16 protein-coding genes and 1 pseudogene are annotated in these 17,002 nt (G+C 34.2%); 1 reads left to right on the top strand and 16 read right to left on the bottom strand.

The window, feature by feature from the left end:
• Nucleotides 1-26: 26 nt before the first annotated feature.
• From NFR51_RS01330 to lanM, 13 genes and pseudogenes are all read right to left on the bottom strand, one after another.
• Nucleotides 27-689, bottom strand: a complete 663-nt coding sequence (locus NFR51_RS01330) for an ATP-binding cassette domain-containing protein (RefSeq protein WP_251711971.1) — start codon at nt 687-689, stop codon at nt 27-29.
• Entirely contained in the window at nt 686-1,111 is a 426-nt protein-coding gene (locus NFR51_RS01325; protein ID WP_251711970.1) for a hypothetical protein, read from the bottom strand. The genes NFR51_RS01330 and NFR51_RS01325 overlap by 4 nt, the downstream gene beginning before the upstream one ends.
• Before the next feature lie 70 nt (nt 1,112-1,181).
• Complete coding sequence (locus NFR51_RS01320; protein ID WP_251711969.1) at nt 1,182-2,330, bottom strand: hypothetical protein; 1,149 nt, start codon at nt 2,328-2,330, stop codon at nt 1,182-1,184.
• 6 nt (nt 2,331-2,336) lie between these two features.
• Nucleotides 2,337-3,002, bottom strand: coding sequence for an ABC transporter ATP-binding protein (locus NFR51_RS01315; RefSeq protein WP_251711968.1), 666 nt, complete (start codon nt 3,000-3,002; stop codon nt 2,337-2,339).
• Entirely contained in the window at nt 2,995-3,936 is a 942-nt protein-coding gene (locus NFR51_RS01310; protein WP_251711967.1) for a hypothetical protein, read from the bottom strand. Before NFR51_RS01310 ends, NFR51_RS01315 begins: the two co-directional genes overlap by 8 nt.
• A gap of 161 nt (nt 3,937-4,097) precedes the next feature.
• The gene (locus NFR51_RS01305; RefSeq protein WP_251711966.1) at nt 4,098-4,271 is read right to left on the bottom strand and encodes a hypothetical protein; all 174 of its coding nucleotides are present in this window, start codon (nt 4,269-4,271) and stop codon (nt 4,098-4,100) included.
• Nucleotides 4,268-5,149, bottom strand: a complete 882-nt coding sequence (locus NFR51_RS01300) for a hypothetical protein (protein ID WP_251711965.1) — start codon at nt 5,147-5,149, stop codon at nt 4,268-4,270. The genes NFR51_RS01305 and NFR51_RS01300 overlap by 4 nt, the downstream gene beginning before the upstream one ends.
• A 144-nt stretch (nt 5,150-5,293) precedes the next feature.
• The gene (locus NFR51_RS01295) at nt 5,294-7,408 is read right to left on the bottom strand and encodes a peptidase domain-containing ABC transporter (protein WP_251711964.1); all 2,115 of its coding nucleotides are present in this window, start codon (nt 7,406-7,408) and stop codon (nt 5,294-5,296) included.
• Between the two features lie 3 nt (nt 7,409-7,411).
• On the bottom strand, nt 7,412-8,137 hold the full coding sequence (locus tag NFR51_RS01290; RefSeq protein ID WP_251711963.1) for a flavodoxin family protein: 726 nt from the start codon (nt 8,135-8,137) through the stop codon (nt 7,412-7,414).
• A 521-nt stretch (nt 8,138-8,658) separates the two neighbouring features.
• Nucleotides 8,659-8,997: a hypothetical protein gene (locus NFR51_RS01285; protein ID WP_251711962.1), complete on the bottom strand. Its 339-nt coding sequence runs from the start codon at nt 8,995-8,997 to the stop codon at nt 8,659-8,661.
• Nucleotides 8,998-9,401: 404 nt separating this feature from the next.
• The gene (locus NFR51_RS01280; RefSeq protein ID WP_251711961.1) at nt 9,402-9,608 is read right to left on the bottom strand and encodes a lichenicidin A2 family type 2 lantibiotic; all 207 of its coding nucleotides are present in this window, start codon (nt 9,606-9,608) and stop codon (nt 9,402-9,404) included.
• A gap of 19 nt (nt 9,609-9,627) precedes the next feature.
• The gene (locus NFR51_RS01275) at nt 9,628-9,837 is read right to left on the bottom strand and encodes a lichenicidin A2 family type 2 lantibiotic (RefSeq protein WP_251711960.1); all 210 of its coding nucleotides are present in this window, start codon (nt 9,835-9,837) and stop codon (nt 9,628-9,630) included.
• A gap of 74 nt (nt 9,838-9,911) precedes the next feature.
• Nucleotides 9,912-12,596 (bottom strand): annotated as a pseudogene (lanM, locus tag NFR51_RS01270) (type 2 lanthipeptide synthetase LanM).
• A gap of 844 nt (nt 12,597-13,440) precedes the next feature.
• On the opposite strand from lanM, the gene NFR51_RS01265 reads away from it, so the two are divergent.
• Nucleotides 13,441-13,941, top strand: coding sequence for a TetR/AcrR family transcriptional regulator (locus NFR51_RS01265; protein WP_251711959.1), 501 nt, complete (start codon nt 13,441-13,443; stop codon nt 13,939-13,941).
• Between the two features lie 102 nt (nt 13,942-14,043).
• Here NFR51_RS01265 and dagF read toward each other — a convergent pair whose 3' ends face one another.
• From dagF to NFR51_RS01250, 3 genes are read right to left on the bottom strand one after another with little or no spacing between them, the layout of a single operon-like run.
• Nucleotides 14,044-14,781 carry a 2-dehydro-3-deoxy-phosphogluconate aldolase gene (gene dagF / locus NFR51_RS01260; protein ID WP_251711958.1) on the bottom strand — a complete coding sequence of 246 codons (738 nt, stop codon included), beginning with the start codon at nt 14,779-14,781 and terminating at the stop codon, nt 14,044-14,046.
• 12 nt (nt 14,782-14,793) lie between these two features.
• The gene (locus tag NFR51_RS01255) at nt 14,794-15,912 is read right to left on the bottom strand and encodes a DgaE family pyridoxal phosphate-dependent ammonia lyase (protein WP_439108848.1); all 1,119 of its coding nucleotides are present in this window, start codon (nt 15,910-15,912) and stop codon (nt 14,794-14,796) included.
• Nucleotides 15,893-17,002, bottom strand: a complete 1,110-nt coding sequence (locus tag NFR51_RS01250; protein WP_251711957.1) for an amidohydrolase/deacetylase family metallohydrolase — start codon at nt 17,000-17,002, stop codon at nt 15,893-15,895. The genes NFR51_RS01255 and NFR51_RS01250 overlap by 20 nt, the downstream gene beginning before the upstream one ends.

Below are 17,002 nucleotides of genomic sequence, written 5' to 3'. Positions count from 1 at the left end.
TTTCCTTTTTGCTTGCTTAATAAAGTTTAAACTTCATCTAGGATTGACATCTTTTTTAAAATGAAATTCTCTAACTCATCCGCTTTTCGAAAATTATTTTCAAAAAATACCGCGTGATTTTCTTTTAGATACACGATATCATCCGATAATTCAAAGGCTATTTTAGAAACATGGGTAGAAAAAATAATTTTCATCTCCTTCTTTTTATTTTTCAGTATTTCGGTAATTTCTCTAAAACTAATGACATCAATATCTGAAAAAGGTTCATCCAATAACAGGACTTGGGGTTTCGATAATAGAGCTATGATGATACACAATTTACTTTTCATACCTTTGGAAAAATCCTTTATTAGCTTATTTTCGGGTTGAAAATGTAATTGCTTAAATAATTCTCCTTTCTCCTGAAAATCTATTTTTTGATCTTTAAAAGTAAAGGTCGTATCAATGAATTCATTTGCTGTCATAAATTCAAAGGGAAGTTCATTATCCTCTAACAATATCACTTCTTCAGCACCATAAATTTCTCCGCCATCTGATGCTAATGTCCCATTTAAAATATTTAATAAGGTGGTTTTCCCAATCCCATTTCTTCCAAAAATACTGTATATCTTTCCTTGTTTAAACTCTAAATCAATATTTTTAAATATATAGGTATCCCCAAATTTCTTGGATAATTTTTCTGCTCTCATAGTGCTCCTTTAATTACAAAATGTTCAATTATTCCCGATATAATTAGTAGTACGACAGGAATCCATATTAATTTATATTTTTTATCAATTCCAATAAAGCACCCCAAAGAAAAAGCAAATATTTCAATTATTCCGTATTTCCCTACTTGATAAAGGCTATTCGTTACATCATGTGAAATTACCAATACAATTGAAAAATAAATAGCATTATAATAGAAAATAAAATATGTTATCTTTTTATGGATGAGCCCTCCCACAATCAGAAGAGTTAACACTAAAAGATTCTTGAAAAAAATTGTAGAAAACGACAATACTGGAATATCTTGATTGTCCACAACTGAACTATTGCTTCCTAAAGACATAATAAGTACTACTGCTGAAGGTAACCAAAAGGTTATAAAGAATATCAATATCTTTTTCATAACTCTCTCAACATATACGCTAACATAGCAAATAAAAACACCGATGTTATGACAAACAAACCATAGTAATCTATTTTTTTTTATTGTCGCTATGTCCGCTTTCCATAATAAATATCCCAACGATGATTCTGCTAAAAACTAATACTGTCGTTAACACAAGCCCAATCATAAAGAATGTTAATGACAATCTTACAAATATATTCAAAATAACCTGCACAACCAGTAAGAAAAATAAAATCCTATAACCATATTGGATTAAAAAGCGTTTTTTATTCCAGCCTATCATTTTCAAGTAGTTTATCATTGGTTTGCTACAAATATTCGGCATTAAAAGAAAGGATAAAAGTGTTACAAATACAATCGTCTTACTTATCTCGCTTATAGGAAGCATTCCCAAAAGACCTGCCGGAATAACCAACCAAAAAGCTGCGCCTTTTATATAGCCCTCAAAAAATTCCTGAGTCATTCCTCTAAAATTTCTTTTCTCCTCAATGTTTTTTAAGGCAGGATTTCGCTTTATGATAAGAAACATTAAAATATGAATTATCAATAGCGTAAAGATGACATTTACAATTATCCCAAAGCCAGATGAACCTATCAAATGCTCAATATCTTGCGATTTTAAGACTGTTGGAAACATCAAAGTGACTGTAGCAACGATAAAATAAGAAATATACCATGGATAGCGGGGGCTCTCGCTTCTTTTTATGTCCATAATAGCCACCGTCTTAGAATAAACATAGTAAGTCGTAATAACTAGACAAAACACCATAAGCAAGACTCCCCCTATTCCTGATTTTAAAAAATAAGGAAGTATTGCTATATCTACCAAAATAAAAGTTCCCATTACATATGTAGCATAATACAATCCAACTTTTTTTATATTTATAAACCGTTCTTCTTTTGTAAATATTTTCCCCAGTAGGAACTGTAAACTTTTTATTTTTTGATTGCTCATCTTAGCTTGTTTGGCAAATACAAAAATAGAAAGTGACATCAATAGAATTTGTGACAATAGCAAGTGCACTGTAGCCACATTTATCTGCGAAGTATAAACTGTGACAGCCACCAAAAAAGCAAGATAGAAGAAACAGCGCATCAGTAGATAAAAATTAAAGATTATTTTTTTCCATAATTGCCCTAAATCTGATAAAAGAAGATTATGCTGAAAAAAATAATTCCTATTTAAGCGATAAAACAATGAAAATATTTTAATCATACCAACTCATAACCTAACAGCTTCAAGCCTTTTATCCTTAATAACCACTACCTGTTCACAACTTTTCGCGACTTCTTTACTATGTGTAGCGATGATTATTTTAGTTCCTTTTCGTTTTAGCTCTTGAAAAATATCTAATACGATACGCTCTGTCTCTTCATCTAGAGCACCCGTAGGTTCATCCGCTATTAATAGTGTTGGTCCTTTCGCCATAGCTCGAGCTATGGCAACACGTTGACATTCGCCACCAGATAAATATTTAATTTTTTTATGTGCATAGCCCTCTAATCCAACCATTTTTAAATACTCCATTGTTTCACTTTTAGATTGAACGCTTTTTTTCCTAAACCCTAATAATATATTTTCCATGACATTACGATCATCTAAGAGATTATAGTGCTGTGTGATGATACTGATATTTTTTAGTCTCAGATCTGCCATTTTATCAGTCGTTTTGTAAACTAAATGGTGATTAAAAAAATATTCTCCCTCATAGTTGATATCAAGCCCTGCAATAATATTTAATAAAGTCGTCTTTCCCGACCCACTTCTCCCCATTATAGCTAGAGAAGAGGTGGAATCAGAAAGCGAGAAGTTCAAATTTTCAAACAAGACTCTTTCTATTTGCTTGTTTTTTATGATGTTTTTATTAATATTCTTCAGCTCAATCATTAGTATAAGTCCTTTTTAATTTTGATAGATAGGTACTCTTTAAAATCATAAAATCAATGGTAAAGTAACCTGCCTGTGCGATAAGCAAGATAAATAAAAGTTCTAATCGCTTTATGGAAGAAGTTAAATAGACAGCTAAAAAGATAATAGAACTTAACATATATTCTGTCATGGTGTACTTCAAGACAACAAACTTTATATCACGGGCACGATACCCTTTTATCCAAAAATATTTTATGATGTTCAACCTTCTCTTTATCATCACTTTATCTAAACAGCGCAATACAATGTAGAGGGATAGACTTAGTAAGGCTATCACACCAAAAATAAGGCTTAAGTTTTTTTGAATAATATTGTACATAAAGTTGAATTGAATCAAATAAGCGGGCATCGACAGTAAGGTGTAATGAGAAAAGTTGCTCTTTAAAGAAATATCATGCAATTTATTGAGTAATTCCGTACCCGTCATATCTCTTGAGACAGCTATGTTGCCATTTATCATCGCAAAATTTAATATGCCATAAAATTCCTTATCTTTTTCCGTCACTTTAGGAAGTTTTGGAGGATAGGGGATAATAAAGTAGTTGTCAATAAAAGTATTTCTATTGTTTTGATAAAATAGAGATGAATTTTCTCTCAATATCCCTACAACTTCGAATTGATACTTTTTAAAATATAAACTTCCTTCGATAATATCTCCCACATTGTATACACCATTATAATCGGAACCCAAGAGTATGGGGAGGACACCCGAATCATAATTCACAGTATCCCAATCTATCGTCGTCCCTTTTTTAACACTCAAATTAAAAAAAGAGAAAGTACGAGCATTCATTTGTAGGGCCTTGACATCAAAGAGCTTTTCTCCTGTTTGTTCGTCCTGATAAAAGCCCTTTTTAGTCCTCTCCGTATCAAAAGCATAATCAAACTGCATGTCTCCTTTAAAGTCAGTAACTGGAATGGGTTGATCAAAAATTGACAGGAAGTTAATATTATCACTCTTATTTAATTGATTGTAAAAGTCAGCAACATGGTTTATAGAGGAAATATCCTCTCTAAATTTAGAAAAATCATTGGGATCATGCAAAGTATCGACTAATCATACATGTTTTCTTTTTGAGCATCTGAAAATTCCCGATCTATAGCTTCATTGCTTGAATGCATGAAGGAGATACAAATATAAAAAAATATAAATAGGAAAGAAATCAGTGTTGATTTCAAAGCAATAAGTACAACGTTTTGCTTTAAGTCAAAGTATAAATTTTTCATTTAATTCCCCTTTTTAGAAGGTGAGAACTTGTGACCAATCCAATAATAATTATAAGCATAGAAGGCAGTAATAAATACAGCTCTATGCTGGATTTCACAAACAATTTTGATAATACAATACAAAATACATTCGTGACTAAAAACACTAAAAGCACTTTAAATAAGAGCACTATCCGTATCTTTTTAGGGGACTTTCCTTTTAAGAACATGACCTCAGCATATGTTTTACTATACAGCCATGACAACACGCCTATGATTAAAGAAATGAAGCCTATTGACAATACAACCATATAAGTAATAAGGGGTGTAATATAATCTATGTTACTTCGCCTTCCTAAATTATTACTGACCTTATAGTTTGGTGCAGAGACATTGACACTGTCTGGGCTATCAATAATAATATTTTCATTTTTATTCTTTGAAAATAAGGATTCATCTTTTATTATCACTTCATCTGAAAGAATACTGTCCTTGCTTGAACCCAGATACCCAATTACCTCGTATAATTTTTCATTATAAGAAAAATATTTAACACCATGATGCTCCTCCAGTGGAACTGTTGAACCTACTAGAGCTTTTCTTTCATCTTTTTTAAAATTCCTCCCCACATATACGGGGAAGTCTGATCTATTGCCTTTAAATTCAAGTGCTCTAATATGATTCTCTTCTGAAAGAACTTTAAAAACCTTTGAATTGATACTATTTTCATCAAGCATCTTACTGTAATTACCACTTGTTTTAAGTGCGTTTTTTGTGTATAAATTGTTAGCCTCTAGGTATATTTTGTTTTGCTTATTTTTATATAAAGAGAGTACAGCTATCAACATATAGACCAGCAGGATGAGTGAAATTATTTTAAGTAAATTTTTCTTTGTCATATCAATCTCTTTTCCAAGAAATGTAACATCATATTAAATTCATAAAGAATATCTGCAGTTTTTTATGGTTTAATTTTAGTTCTGGGATTTCTTTTTTCAGAATAAAAAGACAAAACAGATTTTTACTGCCTCCTTTCAAGTTCACTAAAGAACAATAGGATATTCGGATATTTTATATAACTTCTGATATTCTTGACAAGTCTCTAAAAGCTCCTGATGTGTACCTTCTCCAACAATTTTTCCTGCTTCCATAACAATCACTTGGTCAAACTCTGCAATCATAGACAATCTGTGTGCCACAACGATTACCGTTGCAGGAAGTTTAAATATATTGGCCATCACAATTTTTTCAGTAATGTTGTCCAAACCACTTGTGGGTTCATCCATAAAAATCGCCTTCGGTTGAGAAATAACTGTTCTGGCAATTGATATACGTTGCCTCTGTCCTCCGGAGAAGTTTTGACCATTTTCCGAAATTTTAGTTTCTACACCCAGAGGGAACGAGGCAACAAGCTCATCTAAATTTGCAATTTGAATACTCCTTAACAGCTCATCATCCGTGAATTTTCTCCCCATAAGGATATTCTCTCTAAAAGTACCGCTGAACAAAATATTCTCCTGAAGAACAATTCCAAGATTTTTTCGGAATTTTTTAAGTACTATTTTTTCATGTTCAACATCATCATAGTAAACTTTCCCACTCTCAACTGGAAATAGGTTAGCCATTACTTTAAGGAGCGTGGACTTACCTGAACCGCTAGCTCCGACAATAGCAATTTTTTGATGGGGTTCAATTGATAAAGAAACATTTTTTATAGCCTCTTCAGAAAAACGACTATATCTATAAGTGACATTCTCTAAATCAATCTTTCCAGTATAATTCTCAAGCGTAAATTCACCATTATCACGTTCTTGCTTCGTTTCTAAGATATCCAGTAACCTATCAATATACACCTTTATCATCAACAGTTGATTATAGACATTCGTAATAGATAGTACTGGCGTCAAAAACATAACCCCGATTGAGCTAAAGGCCACGACAGCACCTAGTGTCATCTCTTGGCTTTGTATCATCAAGTATCCAAAGAAAAAAATAATAAGCGGATAAAAACTTTGAATACTGTTTGGAATATTTGTCAGGATTGAAGAATACTTTGCTTTCGTTCTCTCCATAATGATTTGTTGTCCAAAATTCTCACTCCAATTCTTGTAAATATATTCGTAGGAATTGGTCGCCTTGACTGTGAAGATATTATTTATCATCTCGTTAACTATATCTTGTGATTTAGTCATGACAACCATCTGATTTTGTACAATTTTCTGATTAATTTTGGCGTTAATTATCGAAATACCCATCAGTATGATTACGATAATTATTGTGATTAGCGCTAAAAACATATTCATCCAAAACATAATGAATATATAAACAACAAGAAATAAGAAGCTTAAAACCAACTCTAGCACTTGATCAACAAGAATTTGTCTAATATAAGAATTTGAATTAATTCTATAAATCAGTTCTCCTTTACTTCGGTTGACAAAATATGAATAAGGAAGGCGTAAGAGTTGGTGAATCGTATTTCCAAGTAAGGTTTTGTCTATTCTTGTTTGAAGCCTCACTAAAAGCCTTATTTTTACCATGTTAATAACAAAGTAAGAAACAATCATCAATATAATCCCTATCAAAAAAGATTGAAAAGGCATTTTAGCACTTGAATCAATAATGCTTTGAATTACGAATGGAATAAGTAAGCTTACGCAGTGGGAAAGAAAAGAAAAACTAAAAGTAACGACTAATAAATTTTTATTTTCTAAAATACTTTCTTTGAGAGTATTATTTATTTTAGAAATTTTCCTGCTTCTATGCCCGTCATTTGTAGAATAGAGCACCACCTCTGAAAAATGTTCTTTAAAAGCCTCAAAAGACAGCTTTCTTTTTCCCAAAGCTGGATCAACAACATGAATAGTCTTTCTTATGATTTTTTCTATCACCACAAAATGCTTCAAGTCCCAGAAAGCAATAAAAGGAGTTGGAATTGATTGCACAGATTCTGCGTTAATTCTCGCAGCCTTCGACACAACGCCATACTCCTCTAAAACACTTCCTATTTGAAAAAGATTGTAGCCGCCATTGGGGACACCATACTTTTCTCTTAGTTCGACAATATTTACTTTCTTAACAAAGTAGTCAATCATCATTGTTGCGCAAGCCAAACCACATTCAGAATGCTCACTTTGTTGTTGGAAGCGCACCTTCATAAACTAACTCTCCTTATTTTGATATCTATACGCCAAGTATTCAGAGAAGGTCTCAAATTCAAGCATCCCTGAGCTTTTCCAAAATTCTAGTTCCCCATTTTTAATATCATTATCTTCAAAATAACTTACTTGTTCTAACATCGATATTCGATTTGCACTAAATATCTTTTCAGTAAAAATATTTGCTTTTGGATAATCTATGATACTTTTAGTAATTCTTGATGATATTTCTTCTGAAACGCTATCAAGCCACTCAAGATTATTGATTTGGTCAGGCACCATTGATGCATTAGCTGTTGCAATGACATTTCCACCCATATAATTCATGATTTCCCCTAAAGGCTTAATCACCGTATCTTGTCCATTAGTGGAACAAGTGCTCAATAAAACAACAGGTTTCCCCTGCAAGCGTAGCGTATGCGCCCACCAAGCCAATTTATCTAAAATCATTTTTAATTCACCAGTCATGTAATGAAGATATACAGGAGAAGCTAGGATTAATAAATCTGAACTAAGGATTTTTTCTTCTAAAATTGGCAAGTCGTCCTTTTCAACACAACCTGCTTCAAGAAAGCACTCCTCACCGCCTTTACATGCTTTCAGATTGAAGTCTTGGGGGTGTGCTATTTCGATTTCACACCCTTTCAATTTATCAGTAATATTGGAAATAAAAGTTGCTGTGTTCCCCTCTTTTCTTCTACTCCCGTTTAGAATAAATATTTTTTTCATTTAGTCAGCCCTTTCATAGTATCTCAACACAAGATACCCTAACAAACTTCTAGTAGTAAGAAGAAATAAAAATATTAGGAGTACATCATTTGAACGAATTAAAATTGAAATATCCCCCCAAAAACCAGGTAATGTCACAGTTGTTAATACGATGCCTAGTGTCACTAAAAAACTATCTGTAATATTAATGAGGACACTATTTCTTTTCACTAATAAACTTTTATATTGTGCATTATCCTTGTTTTTTATTTTTTTGGTGCCCTCAAGTGAATTAATAAGTAAAAATATAAAAGTGATCAATATCGTAATAAATATCATATTCAGTATTCCTCCCTATACTATCTGTGATTAAAGAGAACATTTCAAGCTAAACAAGAAATGCCCTCTTTGCTTAATATTCTTTTCAAAGTACTACAATATTAAATTTCATCAGCATAGTTCTAATCCTTTTCTTGCATTTTTATACTTCTCCTTAATAATAAAGACCATCTTTTCATTGTATCGTTTTCACAATACAATGGTTACATACGCTTATCAAAATATCTAAGCGCAAAATACTCAATCATTGATCTTAGCATTAACAAATTAAAAGTAATTTCAGCTAAACGCTCTACAGATATCTGAATACTAACACGAAATGTAATGGGCAGTCCTATAAAAAGTAGTCCTAAACCAACCATCACTAGGTCTACATAATCGATTGAAACTGATTTCGCTTTTAACTTAATCATTCTCCAGCGATCGTCATTACGATACTCTTTTTCTTTTTTATCCTGGTAAACTCTATTAACAAGATAAAAAATCGCCGTTATAACAAAGAAAATAAGCAATAGAGACTGATCTAAATGTTCATAAAACATATTATCCTTCTTTCTAATTTAAAAATATTTACATAATTTGTATTAACTAATTTACTTTAGTTGCTACTGTAATAAAAAGGAAGGACACCTCACCTCCTTACAGGCTATAGACAAACAATATGAGCGAGGCCAGATGTTCATTGAAAGTTTTCTACTGGTAAGATGATGCACAGAAATGTCCCCTCCTGACTATGACTGACTTTATTGCTTGACAATCCCTAAGGACACGAAAAAACGTTTAGTCAAGAGAGCTGGTCATTCACTGAGTTATTTACTATCAAAAATGAGGAGTAATCAGCGCATAGAATTTACAAAACAAACTTCCAGAGTTCCAGTAAAACTGTTTCACAAAGCAATTTGTCTACACTCTGAAAGGAGGAGTACCTCCTTAAATCAATCAATAATTAACATCGTACAATGGAAATTACTGCCCCAACGGATGCTCCTGCACACCAAACTGAAGATGTCTTTATTGTTACTGCAATTGAATATAAACAAGCTGGTGATGTACGAGCTTGAACATCTCCTGAACCTTGTACTTGGACCATTTCTGAAATCGTCAGCTCTTCAAATGAAGTACCAACAACTTTACTAACATCAATATGTGACATATTTTGACCTCCCCTATTTCTACTGAATATACCGTCCTCCACATCTTCCTTTTATAGTTCTTACTACTTGATAAGATACGAGAACACCTGCAGTAAATGCACAAGCTGGTGTGGTCACCGGTGTTATACGCATTTCAATATCCCCTGTCCCCTGAACCTGAGTCATTTCTGCAATTGTTAACTCTTCAAATGCATCTCCGACAATTTTGTTTGTATTAATTTCTGACATATTTCCTCCTTTCCCACCTTATTTAAAAGTGTATTTTATATAAAAATCAAATGTGTTAAATGTACTCCTTTAACTCATTCGAGGTTTAGCAACATAAAATTTGAGAGACCCTCTAAATAAACGCTTCCTACCCCAGCTTTCCCATCAAAGAGTCCCTTAATATCGGATTCCAAAAGATTTTTTATTTTATAACCCCTAGAGAGTGAATTTTCTTTAACATTCGCATAAATTTGCTGACTTTTTAGTCGCCATTTATCATCTGAGCTGTACTTATATAGCTCTTCAATAGTTTTCAAAATCCCCCCTGTTCCATGGCAGAGCGTATCATCCAATGGAATATCATCAAGGTCTTTTTCAAATTTTGCAACTAGTAGTTTAAGCTGTTCCTCAATATCTTGATTCTCAAAATGTTTCAAAACTTCTATTCTGGCTTGAATCATGCCAGGGATTCCCCAACACCACTTGTACCTGTCTTCATCTTTAATGTGTAATGACATTTCTTTGGAAAACAAGTCTTTAATCGCTTCTTTATCTACTTCTTGACCTGAAACGAGTGCTAAAGCAATCCCTGAAAGACCATGAGCGAGGCCTACCGAATTTAAGCTTTTGTCTTTTTGCATAATTTTTTCTTTTAGAATAGCTTCAATAATTTTTATTGTTTGATTTGAAACCTTCTTATCTTCAAACGTGTTATTGATTTTTTCTATAAAGCGCAAAATACCAGCTAATCCGGATATATAATCAAACTGCTCAAATTTTTGGACATGCTCGTCTGAAAGTTCATTTAGCTTTTTAATGGTTAGATTTAAAAATTCTTCGTCTACAAGAGTTCCAAAATTTTTATATTCAACCAACATAGGATAAATAGGTGAAAGCCACCCATCAAAAGCTCCTTTATAAGGCTGGTGTTTGGAATGTTTAATTGCTGTGTTGAGCAATTTTTTATAGTAAGAAAAATAGACGTCCTTACCTGTTTTTTGGTAGAGATTTAAAAACAGTAATCCAATACCACTTAAACCACTATAGAGACTGCCATCGCTAGCTTCGAGATACCAATGTTGCTCGTCATTAGTCGCTAAATTCACAAAAGAAACCTCATCCTCGAATCGTACCATGTCTTTAATAAGATCTCGAGCAATACTTTCTGATTCTTTTATATAATCAAATTTTCTTGTCATTCTTGAGAGTGCAATAAATCTAGTTTTTTCATTCAAATATGAATCTGACACTCCAAGCGCCAAAAGCATAATTTTATATTGCTCTCTTATTTTAGTTTGATCAAGCGCTTGAATTCTCTGTATCGCATCTTGAATACCCGAACTTTTAAAGTAATTATCATAGCTCTTATCACGACTATCAATAATAGCTGTAGAATCAGTATAGGCATAAAATATAGGAATGTCGTTAAAAATTAAATCTTTGACCTCACTACTCACAATCCGCTTATCCCTATATGGATAGGACCATGCGTTCATCATCAGTCTTTCCCTGTATTTCATTTCGGAATTATAGTTTGGATGGCTAGCATAGCGCAACATCATCGCGTATTGTTCCGTTCCTTTGGTTAGTACCCTAATCTTTTTCCCTTTAAATACATCCAGTAACTGTATAAATTCTTTCTTTCTCCCCATTACAAAGGTCATGAAGTCTTGAAAGCCTTCCAAAATTTTTAAGCGGTATTCTTGAAAATCAACCTCTTCATCATCGTTATTTTGAGGAATATTATGTCCTCCTTTAAAATAAGCATCTTATTGCTCAAAATGGAATTGATCCGTGTTTATCCCCGTTGGGCCAAAAATTTTAGAGTTAGTTTTTACTTCCTTACCATTTAATGCGCTTAGCTCTACCTCCTTCTTGATGCCAATATTAAGGTTTTTGGGCAATAGACTTGAATTCATAACAGAATCAAGTTGTAAATGATGAGTTATTTTTGAAAAAACAGACTCCTTTTCAAACATTAAGTGAGGCTGGAACATTGTCTCAATATCAATGATGATTGGATATTCACCTTCTGCAATAATATTTTCCATATGCAGATCATTAATGCCCAAAAGATAGCAGATAGCAACTAAGTAACCATATCTTGTATAAAACTTTTCTACACTCTCGCTATCAGCACAATTTTTCTTTTCAATAAACGCATTGTAAGAATATTCTTTCTTATAAATCCCTTTAGGAAACCTCAAGTCAAGAAGATTAGAATTTTCGGCACACCAGTCAAGAAATATCTCAAACGATAAGCTAAGTTCCAAATTTCTAGGCTTGTAAACAACTTTTTTATTACTGAATACTAAAATAGCTACAGCATTAGCTTGCTGATGAGAATCTCCTGTAGAAAGCTGAATTTCTGTCAGTTCTATCGTCTCTAGGTGAAAAATTTCACCTAGTTCTGGCAAGTCTATATCTATCCTCTGAATCATGTTCTTAAAATTATTTATTAAATAATTAATTCTCTCAGTTGCTACTCTCGCTGCAACTGGATACTTTGCATAGAAGGAAACTAAGTCATCTTTTGAGGGGTAAGTTTTTTCAAGAAATTCTTGAAATCTCTCATTGCCGCTTTTTGATTCAAAATTATTTTCATGCTTGTATATTTCTAACTCGATTGCAATTAATTTTCCGAAAATATTGAACATTTCGGTTCCCGCAACTTCTACAAGAGAATGGATAATTTCTTCTGAAATGACCAGTTGCCCTAAATCCATAGTTGCTTCTGATATTTGATTTTTCAAAAAAGTAAGAAACGGCAAGTAAAACATCACGATACCATCTGAGAAATCAACAATACTATAATCAAAAATATCAATTATATTTTTAAATCTTTTAAACCATTGAACCTCTTTATAATTTCCTATCCCCAAAGGCTGGAGAGCAAACGAAAATTCTTGTAAAGAAGTATTCTTAATTTCTAACATCTCCTTAAAATAATTATCATTCAATAGTGTTCGAGCTGAACGCCATTCCTCTAAATAACTTGAATCAATTTCTTTTTCTGAAGAATAATATCTGCTTTTTTCTTCAGTTATGCTAGCTGAATCAATAAATATTTCTTCTATTTTAAACGAAAAGTTTTTCATATGCCTCCCTACCCTTACACCAGCTCCCTAGACTAATCAAAAAAGTATATCCATATTATCCGAATTCTCAGTCTCTAATGAGTCAATCAAGTTATATCATCAACAACTTGATTACACCGGACTAAATCCTTTCTAAAATCCATTTACCTTTTCAGTCTAGCATTCTATTGTGAATGATACAACAAGTCAATGTTCACACAGTGTGCACTTTTTTACCCTTATGTAAATCTCTTTTCCCATAACCATGGCTTTCATTAATCCTTGATTCCATTTTAAGGACACAAGCTGTTTCCTTTTTCTATTTCGTATCTAAAGTTCATTAGACCAATAAAACTTTTTTTGTTATAATTGGTTAACATTAAAATTTCAAATAAATAATGGGGAAGAGGAGTTTATATAATCCCAACGAACATATTTTCAGTGAAGGGAGTTTATCATAATTATTATAAGCGACAGTCAAAAAAAGATAATCGATGCCTTTTTTCAAGCCGCTCAGAAATATCCTAATCAAAAATTGACGCTGCAGATGATTGCAGACCAAGCAGGTTTAAGGAGAGAGTCTATTTATCGTTATCATTTTGATAACATGGAAGATATTATCGAAAAAATCCACTTTTTAATTGATAAAGACATAGACGATGAAATAGAAAAATTTATGATGGGTACAAACACAAATATTGTAAAATTTGTATCTCATACTCTCCTTCCACTTCTATATGTCAGAAAAGATTGGATAAAAATTCTCTGTGAAACAAATGTTGACCCAAACTGGTTAAATTTTCTACAAGAAAAATATGTGCCCGTTATAGAAGCTTACCTTAATAAAATTGGCAAAAAGGATATTTTTTCCAACGCCTATCTCGCGAACATTCTCTTAAAAGAATTTTTATCCATTCTGTCTACTTGGCTAACCGATGATAGCCCCGAACCTGTCTCACTTTTTCAGAAAAAATTTCTCTATCTGCTGAGCTTATCACCTGCGGATATGGTCAATGTGAGAATGACAAGAAATAAAATACAGCAGTAAAGTTTATAAAAATAGACAATAAGTATGTGTGTCTATTTCTATGGCTTTTTTTCATAAAAAAAGCAGTAGATTTTCATCTACCACCCCAGAAGATACTAAATTTTATAAACTTTTCTTCATCATCTCAAGCAAAACTTTAACATCTTCTACTCGCGTATTTCCTGTTTCCTTATCAATAATGGAGCTGTAAACATGTGGGATAATTTTCTTAACGCCGGCATCCACGGCAATCTGGACAATCTCTTCAAAGTTTTCTAAGTCAATACCGCCCGTTGGTTCCAAGTAAAAGTCATACTTGGCACAAGCTGCAGCAACAACTTTGTATTCTTCAATATGCTCTAAGCCTTTCATATTGAAGAATTTTACAGAAGAGCCACCCATATCTTGGAGAAGGCGGATAGCTGTTTCAACTGGGACAACTGCTTCTGGTGCTTGGGAGCTTAAAGGTCCTGTGGCGATATTTACATAGCCGACTTTTCCTGTTGGGGAAATCAAGCCATTAACGACTGTATCGTCTTGTCCCAAAAGTGCACGACTGGTTGCGACTCCTGTGAAAACTTGATTAACATGTTGCGGCTGTAAAACAGCTGAAAGACGAGAAACCATCTGCGATTGGTTCGGATCGCCTGCACCTAGGCCAACAGAGAGCGCATTATCCGTGACAGCAATGTAGCGTTTCATGTCTTCAATCGCTGCTTCATCTGTGGCATAATTTTTAGACAGTACACCCACAACAACGTGCCCTTCTGCTGCCTCATATATTTCTTGGGCATTTTCTACAGAGCCTGCTAATACATTTAGGCAAAGACGGTCTTCTAAATAATTTGGTGTTTTTTTCATTTTTCTCCTCTTTTATTCCATAATTGCTTTAAGCTTATCAACAATGCGCTGCATTTCTGCTTCATCAACTGCGCGGATGTCAAACTCGATGATTCCATTATTGGCTTGGTATTCTCGTGTATAGACAGCTGTGTCGCCTTCTTTAAGCTTGTCAATAACTTCCAGCGCATTCATAGAGTCTGATTCAACCTTGATGCTGGCTCTAAAGATAAGTCGGCCCGCACTGTCCTGCACGATATGTGCAGTAATTCCTGAAATCTCATTAAGTCCGCTAATAAATGGCGCTAATCGCGCTTTTTGACTGCTTTCAGACTCACTTTCTGTTGCGAGATAGTGCTCTAGTGCAGTCACAAAGCCAATGATATTGTCTTTGCCGATTTTCATTGAACGGCCGATGCCTTGCCCTTGCAACTGGACCCATTTTACATACTTGTCTTTGCCGATGACCATGGCTGATGATGGTGCTTCAAGTGCTTTTGCACCGGAGTAAATGACTAAGTCAGCACCTGCTTGGTAGTAGGTGGTCAAGTCTTCTTCGGCAGCTGCATCAACAATCAATGGAAGATTGTGCTTTTGGGCAACCTCAGCCAGTTGAGCTACTGTAAGCATTGATTTTTGCACAGTATGATGGCTCTTGATATACAGAAGAGCTGCCGTTTTATCTGTGATTTCCAGTTCTACTTGTTGCGCAGAACATTGATTTGCCCAGCCGGCTTCGACAACTCGTCCGCCCCCAAGCTCCACCATGACTTGAACACCGGTTCCGTAATTCACATTATGACCTTTGGGTAAGACAATTTCACGCTTTTGGATACGATCTGTAAAAGGATGAACAGCATGATATTTGTCTCCTTGGCCGATAAGGGCTGCGACAGATTGAGCAATTCCTGCAGAAGCACTTGAAACAACCGTGGCATTTTCGGCGCCGACCAAATCTGCAATATAATAGCCGGTTTTTTCCGTCAAGTCATTCATTTCAAAAAAGGCTTGCCCTGCTAATTTTTGTGCTTGAGCAACTTGGTCAGAGACCTTTGATACACCTAAGATGGTCATTTTCCCACTGGCATTGATTACTTGTTTGAGCTTAAATTTCTTATGTATATTGTCCAAATTATTTCTTCTCTCTTTCATGATAGAGTATTCCCGCAACAGTACAAGCAACAGGGCTAAAAAGTTGCTCACTTTGCTGAATATTTCCGTTAGAATCTACAAGTTCCGCCTGCTTGTCTTCAAGTTTGAAGAAGGTCAGGTCGCCGTCTTTCCCCACTTCTAAACTTCCTTTGTTTGCCAAGTTGAAATTTTTAGCGGGAGCAGTTGTCACAGCTGAAATCAGTTCCTCAAGTGAATAGCCGACTTTTAAAAGTTTTGATAAAGTTGTCGCCAAATCATAAACAGGACCGTTTTTACGGTTACGGATATAGATGTCTGTCGAAATACTTTGTGCGCTTACTTCTTCCTCCCTGGCAACTTGTGCAACCTTAAAGTTGAAACTGTCTGTCCCATGTCCGATATCAAAAATGATGCCACGACGATAGGCTTCTAGAGCAAAATCTTTAATCTCATCACTTGTAGCTAAAATCCCGTTTTCCTTGCCATTAAAGCAATGCGTGACAATATCTCCTGCCTCTAGCTCTTGCAAGACATCCTCAAGTTTTGGTGGCGCAGAGCCAATATGAACCATCAAAGGTAAATTCACTTTACTTTGTAGTTTCTTCGCCATTTGTAAAGGTACAATGCCGTTCTGTCCAATGACTGTTTTGGACATGCGGGCTTTGATTCCCACAATGAATTCAGGAAGTTCTTTAATGCGCTCCATATTTTTCGCCTCATCAACAAGTGACAAATCCGAAAGTTCATCCTGTGTGACGATACCATGTTTCGAAATATTAAGCAGAGCAAGAACGTTTGTTTTAGCTTTTTTTGCAATCTCATAAAAGTCCTTGATATTAGCTTCACCTGAGGAGCCTGCATCAATAACTGTTGTTACACCTGTCGCTACTCCAATCTCGTCAGGATAGTCATAATACAAGTCCATCTTTTCAAAACAGTGCACATGCGAATCAATCCATCCGGCAGAGACATAGGCGCCCTCGGCATCAAAAACTTCCTTCGCCTTTCCCTGTAGATGCTCCCCTAGGTCAACAATCTTGCCCGACTTGACCGCTATTTCCAAAGGATTTCCTTTCAGATCTTGGGCATTTTTAACAAGTAAATCAAACAT

It is taken from the genome of Lactococcus ileimucosae (assembly GCF_943193185.1).
In the GTDB taxonomy this organism is placed as follows: Bacteria; Bacillota; Bacilli; order Lactobacillales; family Streptococcaceae; genus Lactococcus; species Lactococcus ileimucosae.
The sequence above is the reverse complement of the archived record's forward strand: the minus strand, read 5'-3'. Positions and strand labels throughout refer to the sequence as shown.

What these genes read in the sequence shown, in the direction of transcription:
- NFR51_RS01330 (WP_251711971.1), bottom strand. Translation starts at nt 689, where the DNA reads ATGAGAGCAGAAAAATTATCCAAGAAATTTGGGGATACCTATATATTT.
- NFR51_RS01325 (WP_251711970.1), bottom strand. Translation starts at nt 1,111, where the DNA reads ATGAAAAAGATATTGATATTCTTTATAACCTTTTGGTTACCTTCAGCA.
- NFR51_RS01320 (WP_251711969.1), bottom strand. Translation starts at nt 2,330, where the DNA reads ATGATTAAAATATTTTCATTGTTTTATCGCTTAAATAGGAATTATTTT.
- NFR51_RS01315 (WP_251711968.1), bottom strand. Translation starts at nt 3,002, where the DNA reads ATGATTGAGCTGAAGAATATTAATAAAAACATCATAAAAAACAAGCAA.
- NFR51_RS01310 (WP_251711967.1), bottom strand. Translation starts at nt 3,936, where the DNA reads ATGCAGTTTGATTATGCTTTTGATACGGAGAGGACTAAAAAGGGCTTT.
- NFR51_RS01305 (WP_251711966.1), bottom strand. Translation starts at nt 4,271, where the DNA reads ATGAAAAATTTATACTTTGACTTAAAGCAAAACGTTGTACTTATTGCT.
- NFR51_RS01300 (WP_251711965.1), bottom strand. Translation starts at nt 5,149, where the DNA reads ATGACAAAGAAAAATTTACTTAAAATAATTTCACTCATCCTGCTGGTC.
- NFR51_RS01295 (WP_251711964.1), bottom strand. Translation starts at nt 7,408, where the DNA reads ATGAAGGTGCGCTTCCAACAACAAAGTGAGCATTCTGAATGTGGTTTG.
- NFR51_RS01290 (WP_251711963.1), bottom strand. Translation starts at nt 8,137, where the DNA reads ATGAAAAAAATATTTATTCTAAACGGGAGTAGAAGAAAAGAGGGGAAC.
- NFR51_RS01285 (WP_251711962.1), bottom strand. Translation starts at nt 8,997, where the DNA reads ATGTTTTATGAACATTTAGATCAGTCTCTATTGCTTATTTTCTTTGTT.
- NFR51_RS01280 (WP_251711961.1), bottom strand. Translation starts at nt 9,608, where the DNA reads ATGTCACATATTGATGTTAGTAAAGTTGTTGGTACTTCATTTGAAGAG.
- NFR51_RS01275 (WP_251711960.1), bottom strand. Translation starts at nt 9,837, where the DNA reads ATGTCAGAAATTAATACAAACAAAATTGTCGGAGATGCATTTGAAGAG.
- NFR51_RS01265 (WP_251711959.1), top strand. Translation starts at nt 13,441, where the DNA reads ATGATTGCAGACCAAGCAGGTTTAAGGAGAGAGTCTATTTATCGTTAT.
- dagF (WP_251711958.1), bottom strand. Translation starts at nt 14,781, where the DNA reads ATGAAAAAAACACCAAATTATTTAGAAGACCGTCTTTGCCTAAATGTA.
- NFR51_RS01255 (WP_439108848.1), bottom strand. Translation starts at nt 15,912, where the DNA reads ATGAAAGAGAGAAGAAATAATTTGGACAATATACATAAGAAATTTAAG.
- NFR51_RS01250 (WP_251711957.1), bottom strand. Translation starts at nt 17,002, where the DNA reads ATGTTTGATTTACTTGTTAAAAATGCCCAAGATCTGAAAGGAAATCCT.